The 15,278-nt window shown below is 65.2% G+C and carries 13 protein-coding genes; 2 read left to right on the top strand and 11 right to left on the bottom strand.

Features of this window, described 5'->3' with window-relative positions:
* Window positions 1-56 precede the first annotated feature (56 nt).
* The gene (locus AAHA49_RS17420; RefSeq protein WP_342039138.1) at window positions 57-1,010 is read left to right on the top strand and encodes an Ldh family oxidoreductase; all 954 of its coding nucleotides are present in this window, start codon (window positions 57-59) and stop codon (window positions 1,008-1,010) included.
* A 41-nt stretch (window positions 1,011-1,051) separates the two neighbouring features.
* Here AAHA49_RS17420 and AAHA49_RS17415 read toward each other — a convergent pair whose 3' ends face one another.
* From AAHA49_RS17415 to glyA, 8 genes are all read right to left on the bottom strand, one after another.
* Complete coding sequence (locus AAHA49_RS17415) at window positions 1,052-1,732, bottom strand: GntR family transcriptional regulator (RefSeq protein WP_172172952.1); 681 nt, start codon at window positions 1,730-1,732, stop codon at window positions 1,052-1,054.
* Between the two features lie 77 nt (window positions 1,733-1,809).
* Window positions 1,810-2,664, bottom strand: coding sequence for a formyltetrahydrofolate deformylase (gene purU / locus AAHA49_RS17410; protein WP_339393463.1), 855 nt, complete (start codon window positions 2,662-2,664; stop codon window positions 1,810-1,812).
* A 45-nt stretch (window positions 2,665-2,709) separates the two neighbouring features.
* The gene (locus AAHA49_RS17405) at window positions 2,710-4,158 is read right to left on the bottom strand and encodes an L-serine ammonia-lyase (RefSeq protein WP_342039136.1); all 1,449 of its coding nucleotides are present in this window, start codon (window positions 4,156-4,158) and stop codon (window positions 2,710-2,712) included.
* Window positions 4,158-4,883: a sarcosine oxidase subunit gamma gene (locus AAHA49_RS17400; RefSeq protein WP_082819217.1), complete on the bottom strand. Its 726-nt coding sequence runs from the start codon at window positions 4,881-4,883 to the stop codon at window positions 4,158-4,160. The genes AAHA49_RS17405 and AAHA49_RS17400 overlap by 1 nt, the downstream gene beginning before the upstream one ends.
* Complete coding sequence (locus AAHA49_RS17395) at window positions 4,876-7,803, bottom strand: 2Fe-2S iron-sulfur cluster-binding protein (RefSeq protein WP_342039135.1); 2,928 nt, start codon at window positions 7,801-7,803, stop codon at window positions 4,876-4,878. Before AAHA49_RS17395 ends, AAHA49_RS17400 begins: the two co-directional genes overlap by 8 nt.
* A complete protein-coding gene (locus AAHA49_RS17390) occupies window positions 7,800-8,090 on the bottom strand; it encodes a sarcosine oxidase subunit delta (RefSeq protein WP_025777259.1) in 291 nt (96 codons plus the stop codon). The genes AAHA49_RS17395 and AAHA49_RS17390 overlap by 4 nt, the downstream gene beginning before the upstream one ends.
* A gap of 22 nt (window positions 8,091-8,112) precedes the next feature.
* Window positions 8,113-9,330: a sarcosine oxidase subunit beta family protein gene (locus AAHA49_RS17385; protein WP_339393460.1), complete on the bottom strand. Its 1,218-nt coding sequence runs from the start codon at window positions 9,328-9,330 to the stop codon at window positions 8,113-8,115.
* Window positions 9,330-10,697, bottom strand: coding sequence for a serine hydroxymethyltransferase (gene glyA / locus AAHA49_RS17380; protein ID WP_339393459.1), 1,368 nt, complete (start codon window positions 10,695-10,697; stop codon window positions 9,330-9,332). Before glyA ends, AAHA49_RS17385 begins: the two co-directional genes overlap by 1 nt.
* Before the next feature lie 95 nt (window positions 10,698-10,792).
* Between glyA and AAHA49_RS17375 the strand changes: the two genes are divergently transcribed.
* Window positions 10,793-11,455 (top strand): GntR family transcriptional regulator, encoded by a 663-nt coding sequence (locus AAHA49_RS17375; protein ID WP_339393458.1) that lies wholly within the window; start codon window positions 10,793-10,795, stop codon window positions 11,453-11,455.
* A gap of 37 nt (window positions 11,456-11,492) precedes the next feature.
* Here AAHA49_RS17375 and AAHA49_RS17370 read toward each other — a convergent pair whose 3' ends face one another.
* The 3 genes from AAHA49_RS17370 to AAHA49_RS17360 form a co-directional block, all read right to left on the bottom strand.
* The gene (locus AAHA49_RS17370; RefSeq protein ID WP_339393457.1) at window positions 11,493-12,185 is read right to left on the bottom strand and encodes an IclR family transcriptional regulator; all 693 of its coding nucleotides are present in this window, start codon (window positions 12,183-12,185) and stop codon (window positions 11,493-11,495) included.
* A 110-nt stretch (window positions 12,186-12,295) separates the two neighbouring features.
* The gene (locus tag AAHA49_RS17365; RefSeq protein ID WP_339393456.1) at window positions 12,296-13,555 is read right to left on the bottom strand and encodes an aminopeptidase P family protein; all 1,260 of its coding nucleotides are present in this window, start codon (window positions 13,553-13,555) and stop codon (window positions 12,296-12,298) included.
* Between the two features lie 155 nt (window positions 13,556-13,710).
* On the bottom strand, window positions 13,711-15,192 hold the full coding sequence (locus AAHA49_RS17360) for a PucR family transcriptional regulator (RefSeq protein WP_342039137.1): 1,482 nt from the start codon (window positions 15,190-15,192) through the stop codon (window positions 13,711-13,713).
* Between the last annotated feature and the right edge of the window lie 86 nt (window positions 15,193-15,278).

The raw sequence follows: 15,278 nt of genomic DNA, 5'->3' as shown, positions 1-15,278 counted from the left end.
CGTGAACGTCCTGCGATTCGTAGACATGATTCCCTGTCGTGCCTTCCTGGTAACGACTGTCTACGAGAAGTGTCACACCCCACCTGTGCATCGCTGCGATCACCGCGGCCGGCGGGTCGACCGCACTGGCGCAGTCCCTGGCCGAGGCGACCGTGGCCGCAGAGCACCGCGGCAAGACCGCCGTCGGCACGGCGCACCTCTTCGACTACCTCGATGGGCTCGAAGCCGGCCGCATCAACGGGCAGGCACAGCCGCGAGTGACGAATCGTCTGCCCGCAGCACACCATGTCGACGCCGACCGCGGCACTTCGCAGCTCGCGTTCGACGCAGTTGTCGATGACTTCGCCGCGTCTGCCGCGAAACTCGGCATCTCGGTCCTCAACATCTCCAATGCCTTCACTGCCGGCGAACTCGGCTATTACACGACACGGCTTGCCGAGCGAGGCCTGGTGGCGCTGGCAGGGGCCAACTCACCGGCGCTGATGTCGTTGTTCAGCTCACCGGGCTCGGCGACCGGAACGAACCCCTTCTCTTTCGCCGTTCCCCATGCCGACGGCCCGCGCATGTTCGACCAGGCGACCAGTGCGACCGCCTGGGTCAACGTCCGCGACGCCGCCGATCGGTCAGAGGCGATCCCCGAAGGGTGGGCACAGGACCCGAACGGGGCGGCCACGGTCGATGCCGAGGCCGCCCTCGCCGGTTCCCTGCTGCCATTCGGCGGGGTCAAGGGCAGCAATGTCGCACTCATGATCGAACTCCTCGCCGTCCATGGCGGGGGCCGCTTCTCCGTCGACGCACCCGCCTTCGACTCGGGACAGGAGAACCCGGGCACGGGACTGTTCGTCATCGCGATCGCGGAAGACGCCTTCGACCCCGACTACTCGAAGCGGGTCGCCGAGCACCTCGATCGTCTGCACTCGCAGTTCGGCGTCGATTTCGGTCGCAAACGCAGCCTCGACGTCGTCGAACTGCCCCGCGAGCTCCATTCAGCTCTCCTCAGCCGCGGCTGAGGCGGCACACCTTCCCAGAACTCGGCTGAGCGGATTCCGAACTAGACGGCGGCTTGATCTCCCAGTCCCGCACGAATACGACGGACGGCGTCGTCGAAGGACTCCTCGGTCACCTCGGCGGCTGCTGCGGGGTCTCCCGCGTCGACGGCGTCCATGAGTCGGCGCTGATGTTTGAGCAGCGGCACCGTGTCCGCAGCGGCGATCTCGAGCCTCGCTCCGACGAGCTTGTAGGCCCGGCATCGCAGCCACAGAGCCCGGATCGTCTCGGCGAGGACGGGATTGCCCGAGGCAGAATAGATCGTCGCAAGCAGCTCTTCGTCGTGGTCGAGGTACTTCGAGGCATCGCCGGAGTCGAGAGCCGCCTCCATCGCCGCGAATTCCTCATCCAATCGTGCCCGGCCCACCTCATCGAGCTTCTGAGCACCCTGGACCGTCGCCTCGACCTCGAGGATGCGACGCACGGAGTAGATCTGCAGCAGCTCCTCGGCGGTGAAGGTCTTGACCACCGCTCCACGGTGCGGGCTGGTCTCGACGAGCCCGACCGCCTCGAGCCGGGCCAGCGACTCCCGCACGGGCATGACGCTCGTGCCCAGGGACGCCGCGAGCTGGCGGATCCGCAGACGGTCCCCGCTGCGGTATTCGCCTGACAGAATGCTCGCCTGCAGCGCCTCGAACACCTGGTCGCCGACGCGCGGGCCGATCTCGGTCTGGGTCTCGCTCATAGTCGACAGTCTATCCACGCCGAGGCGGCTTGCAGTGAGTTCATCGGCTCCTTCTACCACAGCTGCAGTTTGATCGCTCAGCGCAGGACGATCGTCCTCTTGCCCGAGAGGAACACACGGCCGTCGCAGTGCCACTTCACGGCATTGGACAGCGCCTTGCACTCGGCATCGCGGCCGGCAGCCACGAGGTCCTCGGGGGCGAAGGCATGGTCGACCTCGACGAGCTGCTGGGCGATGATCGGCCCCTCATCGAGCTCGCTGTTGACGAAGTGCGCGGTCGCTCCGACGGTCTTGACTCCGCGCTCCCACGCCTGGTGGTAGGGCTTGGCGCCCTTGAACGAAGGCAGGAACGAGTGGTGGATGTTGATCGCGCGTCCGGTGAGCTCGCGGGCGAGATCATCGGAGAGGATCTGCATATAGCGGGCGAGCACCACGAGGTCGACTTCGAAGCGGTCGACGAGTTCGAGCAGCTTCGCCTCGGCCTCGGGCTTCGTCTCCTTCGTCACTGGGATCCGGAAGAACGGGATGTGATGCCATTCGACGAGTTCACGGTGGTCGGGGTGGTTCGACACGACGGCGGCGATCTCGATCGGCAGCTCGCCGACGCGGGCGCGGAAGAGCAGATCGTTGAGGCAGTGCTCGAACTTCGAGACCATGATGAGCACCCGTCGCTTCTCGCCGTGCGGCCACAGCTGCCAGGTCGCCCCGAACTCCTCGCCGATCGCCGCGAAGTCGGTCCGCAGCGCCTCGATCCCGTTGCCCGGCTCCTCGGAGACGCGGAAGTCGATGCGCAGGAACAGCTGCTGCGTCGACTGGTCATCGAACTGTTTGAGTTCCTTGATGTCCCCGCCGTGGGTGAGCAGCGCACCGGTCACCGCATGGGTGATACCGGGGCGCTCGGCGCATTCGAGAGTGAAGATGAAGTCCTGCATGTCTCTTTTCCTTCTGCAGTCGGGGTTCGGCTGGATCGCGGCCGCTCAGCATTCGACGACGTTGACGGCGAGGCCACCGCGCGATGTCTCCTTGTACTTGGATTTCATATCGACTCCAGTCTGCCGCATGGTTTCGATCGCCTGGTCGAGGCTCACTCGATGCGAGCCGTCGCCGTGCATGGCGAGCCTCGCGGCGTTGATCGCCTTCACCGAGGCGATGGCATTGCGTTCGATGCAGGGGACCTGCACGAGTCCGCCGACCGGATCGCACGTGAGTCCGAGGTTGTGCTCGAGACCGATCTCGGCGGCGTTCTCCACCTGCTCCGGCGTCCCGCCGAGCACGGCGCACAGGCCCGCGGCAGCCATCGCACAGGCCGACCCGACCTCGCCCTGGCAGCCCACCTCGGCGCCGGAGATCGACGCATTGCGTTTGAAGAGGATCCCGATCGCCCCGGCCGTGAGCAGGAACGTCACGACGGCGTCATCGCCCGGGCTCGCTTCCGCGGCTTCGGAGTCGGCGCCCCCGCCGCCGGTGACGAACCGGTCCAGGTAATGGAGGACCGCGGGGATGATGCCTGCCGCGCCGTTCGTCGGGGCGGTGACGATCCGCCCGCCCGAGGCGTTCTCCTCGTTGACGGCCAACGCGTAGAGGTTGACCCATTCGAGAGCGTCGAGCGACCCCGAGGCCCGGTAGTCCGCGGCTTCGAGCTTCGCCTTCAGCTCGGGGGCCCGACGGCGCACCTTGAGTCCCCCGGGCAGGGTCGTTTCGCTGCGGGTGCAGCCGTTGTGCACGCATTCGCGCATCACCGACCAGATCTCGAGCAGCCGCGCCCGCAGGGTCTTATCGGACTGGCGGGCTCGTTCGTTGACCGCCATGAGCTCGGCGATGCTCAGCCCGTGTGTCCGACACTGCTCGAGCAGCTCGTCGGCCGTGGCGAAGTCGATGACGTCCCCGTCCCGGCGCTGTTCACCGGACCCGCCGGCTGCTGCGTCGATGGCTTCGGCAGCGTCCTTCTCCGCGGCGAGTTCGTCGTCGGTGACGACGAATCCCCCGCCCACGGAGTAGTAGTCGCGCTCGATGAGCTCACCGTCCGCCTCGGCGCTGATGCGCATCCCATTGGGATGGCCGGGCAGGGATTCCCGCAGGTGCAGGGTGAGATCTGACGCCATGTCGAAGGGCACGTCCTTTCGCCCGCCGAGGCGGAGCGACCCCTTCTCGCGGATCTCGGCGACCAGCGGGCCCACCGAATCCGGATCGAGCGTTTCGGGTTGCTTACCGCTCAGCCCTGCGAGCACGGCGGAGTCCGAGCCGTGCCCGATGCCCGTCGCACCGAGGGAACCGAAGAGTCCGACGCGGACCGCATCGACACGGTCGAGCTGGCCCGCCTCGGCGAGTTCGTCGACGAAGCGCACCGCCGCACGCATCGGGCCCACCGTGTGCGAGGACGAGGGCCCGATGCCGATCGAGAACAGATCGAGGACCCCGAGGCTCATCAGCCGGCTCCCTCTTCGGGCCCGGGAATCTGTCCGCCGGCGAGGAACTCCGCCATACCGTCGAGCAGCCAGCGGACCGCGAAGTCCGCGAAGCTCGCCCGCGGGTAGACGCGGTACGTGTCCTCACCGCTGTGATGGAGGATGACCGGGACGGGTCCCAGCGCGGTGACGATCGCCGTGCCGACTCCGAAGGCGCGGGGGTGGAGATCGGCGCGGCAGCTCTTCTCGAGCACTTCACGGGCCTTCTCACCGGTGAGTTCGAGGATCGTCCGGTTGGCAGAGAGATCGACGGCCTGTCCGGGCAGTCCCTCGAGTCCCGCCTCGGCGACGATCGTCTCACCGGGCTCCTGGCAGCGGGAGACGTCGACGGCGAGGAACTCGTCGGGGCTCAGCCACAGCACGTGCTGGGCCTCCGGGTCACCGGTGACTTCACCGACGCCGCGGGGCAGGCGCAGGCCGAACGTGTCCTCGAGCGACTTCCATGATGCGGAATCCGGCTGTGCCCGCAGGCCGATCTGCACGGTGAAGGGCAGTTCGCGCAAGCCCACGCTGCGGCCGCCCGCCGCGCTCGCCTCGGACATCAGCCCGGCCAGGTGCGCGGCCGGAGAGACCCGCAGATCATCGAGTCCGCTCGACCCGGTGCCCGCGGTGCCGGTTTCTGCCGTGGCAGTCGCGGCGGACGGGGACTGTGCCGTCGAAGGGGTGGAATAGGTGGTGTCAGCCATCGCGGCGGTTTCCTTCCGGATCGTAGAAGACGGGAGAGGTGATCTCGACATCGACGAGGGTGTCGCCGAAGGGGGACTTGACGATCTCACCTTCGCGGTTGCGGCCGTTCTCGACGAGCGCGAGTCCGAACGGCCGGTCGAGGCTCGGCGAGATATATGACGAGGTGACGTGGCCGATCATCGGCACCGGTCCGTTCTCCTGTGTGACGGGAGTGCCCGCAGCGATGAGCTGGGCGCCCTCGGCGAGGCGGGTCGTGCCGTCGACGGGCAGCACCCCGACGAGGTGCTTGCGGTCCTCGCGGGCCGTGTCGGCCCGCGAGTAGGAGCGTTTGCCGATGAAGTCCTTGACCTTCGACACGATCCATTCCATGCCCGCGTCCTGCGGGGTGACGGTGCCGTCGGTATCCTGTCCGACGATGATGAAGCCCTTCTCGGCACGCAGCACGTGCATGACCTCGGTGCCGTATGGGGTGATGTCGAACTCGGCGCCCGCCTCGGCGACGGCTTCCCAGACGGCCAGCCCATAGAACGTGTCGACGTTGATCTCGAAGGCGAGCTCGCCGGAGAACGAGATCCGGCAGATGCGGGCGGGAATGCCGTTCGCCAGGGTGGTCTCGCGGAAGCCCATGAACTCGAAGGCGTCGTTCGACACGTCGAGGTTCGGGGCGAGCTTGGCGATGACGTCGCGGGACCGGGGTCCGGCCACGGCGACGGTCGACCACTGTTCGGTCACCGAGGTGAAGACGACGTCGAGGTCGGGCCATTCGGTCTGATGCCATTCCTCGAGCCATTCGAGGACGGTCGCAGCCCCGCCGGTGGTCGTCGTCATGTAGTAGCGGTCCTCGGCCACGCGCAGGGTCACGCCGTCGTCGAAGACCATGCCGTCGGGCTTGCACATCAGCCCGTACCGACCCTTTCCGACCTTGAGCTTCTTGAAGCCGTTCGTGTAGATCTGGCCGAGGAACTCTCCGGCGTCCTTCCCGCGGATCTCGATCTTGCCGAGCGTCGAGGCGTCCTGGAATCCGACGGATTCGCGTACGGCCTTGCCCTCGCGCAGCACCGCCGCCTCCATGTCCTCGCCCGGCTTCGGGTAGTACCAGGGCCGTTTCCACTGCCCGACGTCTTCGAACTCGGCGCCGTGGGCGACGTGCCAGGAGTGGATCGAGGTGACCCTGGCTGGGTCGAAGAGTTCGCCCTTGCGTCGTCCGGCCAGTGCCGCGAAGGGCACCGGTGCGAAGGGGGCGCGGAAGGTCGTGTGCCCGACCTGGCCGAGGTCGTCGGCCTCCCCCAGCACCGAGGCGATCGCGCCGATGGCGTTGACCGCTGAGGTCTTGCCCTGATCGTTCGCCGTCGAGATCGAGGTGTAGCGCTTGATGTGCTCGACCGAGCGCATGCCTGCGCCCATCGCCCGCTTCACGTCGGCGACGGTCTGGTCACGCTGGAAGTCGATGAAGTGAGTGCTCAGGTTCTGGTGATCGTCCTGCGCCGAGGTGACCAGCCACAATGGGCGCGCCGGGGCATACGCCATCGCCGAGGCGGCAGGGACGGTGAGCGCGGCCGGGAAGCCGGTGCGGTTCGCCGCCTGGTTCCCCGCCTCGGCGCCCTGCCGCAGAGCCGCTTCGAGCGAGTAGTCCCCGGTCACGGATCCGACCGTGAACTGGTCACGCACGGGCGTCGTCGGCACGAAGGCCGCAATGTCGACGTTCCAGTGGATCGCGCCCTTGCGCTGACCGTGCAGATGGATGACCGGTGAGTGGCCGCCGGATACGGCGAGCAGATCGACGGCGATCTCCTCACCCTCAGCAGCCGCGACACCGTCATCGTCGAGCGCTGCGACGGTGATCGCACTGACCCGACCGGCCGGTCCCTCACCGGCGGTGCCGGTGACGGCGGAGTCGAGGATGAGCCGGGTGCCCGTGGCTGCGGTGACGGATTCGGCGATCGCCGAGGCTGAGGTGCGGGAGTCGATGACCGCGGGGACGGTGATGCCTGCCGCGTGGAGGTCGGTGACGAGGTCATAGGCGGAGTCGTTCGTCGTCGCCACCGCCACCTGGTCACCGGCGGCCACACCAAAGCGGCCGAGATAGGTGCGCACGGCCGAGGCGAGCATGATGCCGGGTCGGTCGTTGTCCGCGAAGACGATCGGACGGTCGTGGGCGCCGGTGGCGAGCACGACCTGACCGGCGCGGATATGCCAGACCTTCTGGCGCACTCCGCGGCCACCAGCAGCGGCGACGGCATCGGTGCGGTCTTCGAGGGCGACGAAGTAGTTCGAGTCGTAGCTGCCGAAGACGGTCGTGTTCTTCACGTACGTGAGCTCTTCGTGCTCGGCGAACCCGGCGACGGTGGACTCGACCCAGGCGAGGGCGTCGACGCCGTCGATCGTTTCGGCCGTGGCCGGTCCCGCCGCGAGCAGCGAGCCGCCGGGCAGGGACTGGTCGTCGAGCAGCAGGGTGCGCGCACCGGACTTGCCAGCTTCCCTGGCCGCGGCGAGTCCGGCGGGGCCTGCGCCGACGATGAGGACGTCGGTGTGCACGTGCTTGTGTTCGTAGGTCAGTTCGTCCTGGCCGGGGTCGAGGATGCCGAGTCCGGCGAGGTAGTCGGCCTCGAGTCCTTCGGCGATGGCGACACGGGTGGCGGGCAGCATCGATTCGGAGACGTCTCCGGAGTACCGGGAATGCACGCGGACGAGCGCATTGGACTCCTCGACGCCGGCGCCGAGGATGCCGCGGGCGCGTCCGAGGTAGGTCGAATTGCCGCAGTCGATGCGGCCGGAGGCGATCAGCGCGCTGGCGATCGTGTCACCGGCGAAGCCCGAGTAGGTCGCTCCGTCGACGGTGAAGTCGATCGGGCGGGTGGTGTCGATGCCGGTGGCAGAGGGCAGACGAGAAGCGGAGTGCAGACGGGTGGTGTTCGTCATCGAACCTCTCCTTGTGTGTCGGGACGGGGCGAGCCGATCGGGTAGATCGCGGTGAAGTCGTAGGTGGCCGTGTCTCGGACGGCGTTGAACCACTTCCGGCAGCCGGCGCTGTGGCTCCACATCTCGGCGAAGGCGCCGCGGCTGTTCTCACGGTAGAAGAGGTACTCGGCCCATTCCCTGTCGGTCAGGGCGTACGGGTCTTCGGGGTAGGCAACGTGGGCCTGTCCGCCGTAGTGGAATTCGGTTTCGTCGCGTGGCCCGCAGTTCGGGCAGTGGATGAGCAGCATGTCGGTGTCTCTTTCCTTCCGCTCAGTGGGCCACGGCTGCGGCGCCGTGTTCGTCGATGAGGTGGCCGGTTTCGAAGCGGTCGAGGGCGAATGGGGCGTTGAGCGGGTGGGGTTCGTCGTTCGCGATGGTGTGGGCGTAGGTGAAGCCGGCCGCCGGTGTTCCCTTGAAGCCGCCGGTGCCCCAGCCGCAGTTGGCGTAGAGTCCGTCGAACTCGGTCTTCGACACGATCGGTGAGGCGTCGAGGGTGACGTCGACGTTTCCGCCCCATGTGCGCAGCACATGGGCGCGGGCGAAGATCGGGAACAGCTCGACCGCGGCGGCCAGCTGTTCCTCGATGACGTGGAAGCCGCCTCGTTGGCCGTATCCGTTGTAGGAGTCGACGCCGGCGCCCATGACGAGTTCGCCCTTGTGCGCCTGGGAGACGTAGACGTGGACGTGGTTGGACATGACCACGGTCGGGTGCACGGGTTCGAAGAGTTCGGAGACCAGCGCCTGCAGCGGGTGGGTCTGGATCGGCAGGCGGATCCCGGCCATGTCGGCGAGCACCGAGGAGTCCCCGGCCACGGCCAGGGCCACCTTTTCGGTGGCGATGGGTCCGCGGTTCGTCTGCACGCCCACGACCTGATCGCCGATGCGTTCGATGCCGGTGACCTCGCAGTTCTGGATGATGTCGACACCCATTTCGTCGGCCTTGCGGGCGAAGGCCCAGGCGACGTGATCGTGCTTGGCGATGCCGGCGCGCGGCTGATAGGTGCCGCCCATCACGGGGTAGCGGAGGTCGTCGCCGATGTTGATGATCGGGCAGACTTCCTTCACCTGCTGGGGGTCCAGCCATTCGGCGTCGACGCCGTTGAGCGTGTTCGCATTCACCCGGCGCTGGGATTCGCGGACGTCCTGGAGGGTGTGGGCGAGGTTGAGCACGCCGCGCTGGGAGAAGAGGAAGTCGTAGTCGAGCTCTTCGGGAAGCTGCTCCCAGAGCTTGAGGGACTTCTCGTAGATCGCGGCGGATTCGTCCCAGAGGTAGTTCGAACGGATGATCGTCGTATTGCGGGCCATGTTGCCCCCGGCCAGCCAGCCGCGCTCGAGAATGGCGATGTTCGTCATTCCGTGGTTCTTCGCCAGGTAGTAGGCGGTGGCGAGTCCGTGTCCGCCGCCGCCGACGATGACGGCCTCGTAGGACTTCTTCGGCTCCGGGTTGCGCCACAGGAAGTCGGGGTGTTCGGGAAGCTGGTCAGCCATCAGCGTGCTCCGATCTCGGTGAGGGTGGGGTACAGGGGGTGGTCGTTCGCCAGTCGGGTGACGCGTTCGCTCAGTTCGGCGATGATCTCCGGGCTCGCGCCGCTCTCGTCCGTGCCGGCCTTGAGCACCTCGGCGATGATTCCGGCCGCCTCGGCGAATGCTTCGCTGCCGAATCCGCGGCTGGCGAGCGCCGGGGTGCCGATCCGCAGACCGGAGGTGACCATCGGCGGTCGCGGGTCGTCGGGGACGGCGTTGCGGTTGACGGTGATGCCGATCTGAGCGAGCAGATCTTCGGCCTGGGCTCCGTCGAGGGTCGAGTTGCGCAGATCGACGAGGACGAGGTGGACGTCGGTGCCGCCGGTGAGGACGGAGATTCCGCGTTCGGCGACGTCGTCTTCGGTCAGGCGGCGGGCGAGTTCGCCGGCGCCGGCCAGGGTCCGCTTCTGCTTGTCGACGAAGGTGTCGGTGGCGGCCAAGCCGAAGGCCACGGCCTTGCCGGCGATGACGTGTTCGAGGGGTCCGCCCTGTTGTCCGGGGAAGACTGCGGAATTGATCTTCTTCGCGATGTCCGCGTCATTGGTGAGGATGATGCCGCCTCGGGGGCCGCCGAGGGTCTTGTGCGTCGTCGACGACACGACGTGGGCGTGCGGGACCGGTGAGGGGTGAAGCCCGGCGGCGACGAGTCCGGCGAAGTGGGCCATGTCGACCATGAGGTAGGCACCGACCGCGTCGGCGATGCGGCGGAACTCGGCGAAGTCGAGCTGACGGGTGTAGGCCGACCAGCCTGCGACGATGAGCTTCGGCTGGTTCTCGTGGGCGAGGCGTTCGACCTCGGCCATGTCGACGCGTCCGGTCTCGGGGTCGAGGCCGTAGGGGACGATCGAGTAGAGGCGGCCGGAGAAGTTGATCTTCATTCCGTGGGTGAGGTGGCCGCCGTGGGCGAGGTTGAGGCCGAGGACGGTGTCGCCGGGACGGATGAGGGCGTGCATGACCGAGGCGTTGGCCTGGGCGCCGGAGTGCGGCTGGACGTTGGCGTACTCGGCGCCGAAGAGGGCCTTGACCCGATCGATGGCGATGCGTTCGATCTCGTCGACGTGTTCGCAGCCGCCGTAGTAGCGGCGGCCCGGGTAGCCCTCGGCGTACTTGTTCGTGAGCACCGACCCTTGAGCTTCCATGACGGCCGAGGCGGTGTGGTTCTCCGAGGCGATCATCTCCAGGCCCTCGCGCTGCCGGGCCAGTTCGGCGTCGATGAATCCGGCGATCTGCGGATCGAGTTCGGCGATGGCCGTGCTCAGTTCGACAGGCTCACGACTGGGGAAAGTCTCGGCCGCTTGGTCGACGGGTGGGCAAACGAGTTGTTCTGTCATGGATCTCCTTTGATCGTCAACTAATATATCAGCTGCGTTCCTGTAGTCTAAACAGAAGACATCAGAGATTGCAATGGTTGATTCGGAGTACTTTCATGCGTTCGAAAGCAGGGGTGGCGCTGAGAACACGGTCGTTGGCGGATCACGCTTATGAGGTACTCCGCCATCGGCTCATAATGCTGGACATTACGCCCGGCGACCCAATCAACGAAGCGGCCCTGAGCACCGAACTCGAGGTCGGACGAACCCCCATCCGCGAGGCCCTCAAACGGCTCGAACGCGATCACCTCGTCGTGTCCTACCCGCGGCGGGGGACCTTCGCCACCAATGTCGATCTCACCGACCTCTCGACGATCTCGGAGATGCGCGAGGCCCTCGAGCCGATTGCAGCCAGACGGGCGGCCCGCAATCTCACGCCGGATCGACGCCAGGGCTTCACGGCCGCGATCAGCGATCTCAGAGCCCTCGGTTCGGCCGATGACCAGCGCACGCTCATGGAACGCGACCTCGAGGTCCACCGCCTCATCTACAGCTCCGTGGACAATCCCCACCTGTCCGAGACGCTCATCCGCCTCGATGATCTCGCCACCCGCATCTGGTGCCTCGTCATCCCGGGCATTCCACACCTCGTCACCCACATCCGTGAGCACATCGATCTGCTCGAGGCGATCCTCGAAGGCGATGAGGCGACGGTGGCCGAACTGGCAGCTGAACACGTCCGCGATTTCGACAGGACTCTACGCTCCACTCTCAGTTGAGTTCGGCAGCCAAAGCAGCAAGGAGAGCAACCGACGTTCAGTGGCCACCTAATCGCTGGGTCACTCTGTCAGCCGCCTGCACACACTGATCACCAAGGCTGGCGATACGCTCAGCGTCGGAACGGAACTTCGGCACAGCAATGAGCACTGCCGCGACGATTTCATCACGATGGTCGCGCACGGGTGCCGCGACGCCGACCTCGCTCGGTGAGGATTCCTCATCGTTCAGCGCGTAGCCGGCTTCGCCGATATCAACCGTCTCATCGTCGGCGGACAGGAACACCTTGACCGAGGCACTCTCCCTCGTCCGATAGCGGGAACCCAGACTCGATGTGTGTTTGACCGGCTGAGGGCTTGGAATCTGCTCAACGGTGATCGCCTCGGAACCGTCCCACACCATCAGGGCGCTCGTCTCTCCAGTCGCACGGGTGAGTGCCTGGAGGATCGGATAGGCCGCACGCCGGACATCGAGGTCGGCGAGAAGGGGGCCGGCAATGGCTATGATGCCGAGGCCGAGGCGGTAGCGCCTCGACGCCCCCTGCTCGACGATCCCTTCCTGCTCGAGAGAAGCGAGGATGCGGGACACCGTGCTCTTGTGCAGACCTACCCGCGGCGCGATCTCTGTGACCCCGAGTTCCTGTCGGTCAGGTGAGAAGCAGCGCAGGATCGCCACCGTGTTCTCGATGACCGAGGCGCCGCGACGAGAATTCTCAGAGGTTTGGCGAGACATGATCCGAGTATATTCTGTGCACCGACGAGACGCCCGGTTCCGCATCAGCCAGCGGTCATGCGGAACCGGGCGAGTTCAGGTTCGACACCTAAGTTCATCCGGCCGTATGCTCAGGCCGGAATGATGTTGTGCTCGGGCCCAAACGGGAACTTCGTGATGTCTTCGGACTCGTTCTCACCGACGACGACAATGTCGTGTTCACGGTATCCACCGGCGCCGGGCTGCCCCTCGGGGACGGTGATCATCGGCTCCATGGAAACGACCATGCCCGGTTCGATGACCGTGTCGATGTCCTCACGCAGCTCGAGCCCGGCCTCCCGACCGTAGTAGTGGCTGAGCACACCGAAAGAATGCCCATATCCGAACGTCCGGTTGGCCAGCAGCCCGTGCTCGATATAGATCTCGTTGAGTTCGGCAGCGATGTCCTTGCACACCGCCCCCGGTTTGATGAGTTCGAGGCCGCGCTTATGCACCTCGACGTTGACGTTCCACAGCTCGAGTGATCGCTCATCGGGTTCACCGTAGAAGAGCGTCCGCTCCAGCGCTGTGTAGTAGCCCGAAGGCATCGGGAAGCAGTTGAGGCTGAGGATATCGCCCTTGCGGATCTTCCGCGTCGTCGCCCAGTTGTGGGCACCGTCGGTGTTGATTCCGGACTGGAACCACACCCAGGTGTCCCGCACCTCTTGGTCCGGGAAGGTCTTCGCGATCTCATGGACCATCGCTTCGGTACCGATGAGAGCGACCTCGTACTCGCTGATGCCCTCAGTGATCGCGGCCTTGATCGCCTCACCGCCGAGGTCGCCGATCCGAGCACTGTGCTTGATGACCTCGATCTCTTCGGCCGATTTGATCATCCGCTGGCGCATGGCCGCCTGTGCGACGTCGACGAGCTCGGCACCGGGGAAGGCCGCTTGGATTCGGTTGCGGTTGTCCAACGGCAAGTTGTCGTCTTCGACGCCGAGTCGGCGAGGATTGCCGATGCCGCGCTGGCGCAGGCCCTCCTGGATTGCGTAGTAGTAGTTGTCGCGGCGCCAGTCAGTGTAGACGATGTTCTCGCCGTAGCTGGTCCGCCACGGCATTCCGGCGTCGATGTTCGCAGTGATGGTCACCGTGTCATCGGCGGTGACGACCATCGCATAGGACCGCCCGAAGTAGGTGAAGAGGAAGTCCGAGTAGTACTTGATGTTGTGATACGAGGTGAGGACTACAGCGTCGAGCTCTTTCTCCGCCATGATCGCACGCAGGCCGGTCAGCCTCCGCTCCATCTCCGCGTCGGAGAAGGTCAACGGCGTCTTGGCCCCGTTGTGAAGGACCTTGAGGCGCTCGAGTTCGGCGACATCGGTGGCAGGGGATGATGTATTAACAGTCATTTACTCTCCTTCGAGCGAGTCGTGGCGACGAGTGCACGACTATGAGCGATTCACATGTTGCATTCCTTACAACCATGTTGCATTTAAGCTAAGCGCTCGGCACCGTCGCCGTCAAGCATGCGGAAAGAAAATGCCCGAAGTCAGTCTGATTCCAGTCAGGCTGAGTGGTAGTTACTCGGGGTCTGGCGCAGCGCACGCAGAGCTACCGCCAGCCCTGCGAGCCTCCCTGTCCCTCGCGGATCGCCGCCGATGAGCGCGAAGATCCGCTGCAGACGGTTGTGCATCGACTGTCGCTCGAGGAACAGCAGGCGTGCGGATTGAGCTGTGTTGCACCCCGAACGCAACCAGATCTCCAAAGTCTCGACTAGAGCTGTACCGCGCGTGGCATCGTGCTGAAGCAGGTCTCCAAGCAATTCGGCAGTCAACCGATGCCTCAACTCAACGTTCGAATTTTCAGCTATCAACCGATCGACAACAAGTTCATCCGAATCAACTACGTTCGCTCGAACAGAGCATCCGGGCGCAAGCTCCAAAGCAAGTTTCGCCTGCTCAAGAGAATGGTTCGCAGACGAGACCCCATCGACAAGCGGACCCACACACACTGAGCCGTCCCCAACATCGACAACCTGCGTCAGGCGCTCAACCAGATCAGCCCTGGCCTGTTGCTTGCCATTCGCAGGAAGTACGACAAGTCCGAACAGTTCCCCAGGAACCGCATAAAGTACAAATTGTGACTCACCGCAGATCAGAGACCTCTCGAGCTTTCCTCGTAAGCGATTAGGCTCGACCGACCGTGCGAAGAGCATCGCCAGAGGCCGTGCCGGGTTTACGCCCACAGAGGCGCACAGATCCTGAAGAGCCGTCTCACGCTCTCGTGCAATCACCGCACGAATCAGCTGCACTCCCGCAATATCCCCGAGCGTGGGCGGCCTTTGCTGCAACATCGCAAGCCCCAGCACATCAGCTACCCGTTCGCCAACAGTTTGAACGAAGAGCTCTTGACCGGGATCGGCAATTCCGATCTGAAGGGCTGCCGCCACGATACCCCGTATGGGTATTTCCACTTCCACAGTATTCATTAAAGCCGCATCCTCACGAGACGAGCCTGATACATCTATCAGGTCCTGCGAAAAGGCCCCCGGCACCAACAAGGAAACGGTCGCCGACAACTCAGCGGCGATCATGGACAGAATCTCTCGAAGGCCGGCCCCTGCAGCCAGCTCAACGGCCACAGCGTGGGACAATTCATCCGCCTTTTCCAACATCGCTACCGATGCGGTGACGAAAGTGCTGTTGATCGACTCAGCGATGACAACGAACGGAACCACGGATCGCAGCTCAATGAGAATGATCTTTGATTCCACAGCGGCGCGCACGACCTCTGATGGGATTTCAGGAAGCACTGCGCCAGTTTCGATTGCCAACGCGGCCACATTGCGAGCCGCCAACTCCCGCACATACTGCTCTTGCTTTGCACTAGATGCCTTTGCGAGTGATTCGCCCCCCGAGAGGAGGAGCTCTCCGCCTCGGAGCAGGGGCCCAATGTCGAGAACTTCGCTCGAGTGAACCCAACGGACAGCTTGAGCCGTCAAACGGTCACCGCCGACGAGGACGACCGGGTCCGCTGCTTTGACGATTGGGGGCTCTTCGTAATTGAGAGTGTAGATCGGTGATTCCAGGACACGGCGAGTCGCTGCGCGGATAGACGTCGAGGTCTTCCGAT

Source organism: Brevibacterium ammoniilyticum (assembly GCF_038429965.1).
Lineage (GTDB): Bacteria > Actinomycetota > Actinomycetes > Actinomycetales > Brevibacteriaceae > Brevibacterium > Brevibacterium ammoniilyticum.
The sequence above is the reverse complement of the archived record's forward strand: the minus strand, read 5'-3'. Positions and strand labels throughout refer to the sequence as shown.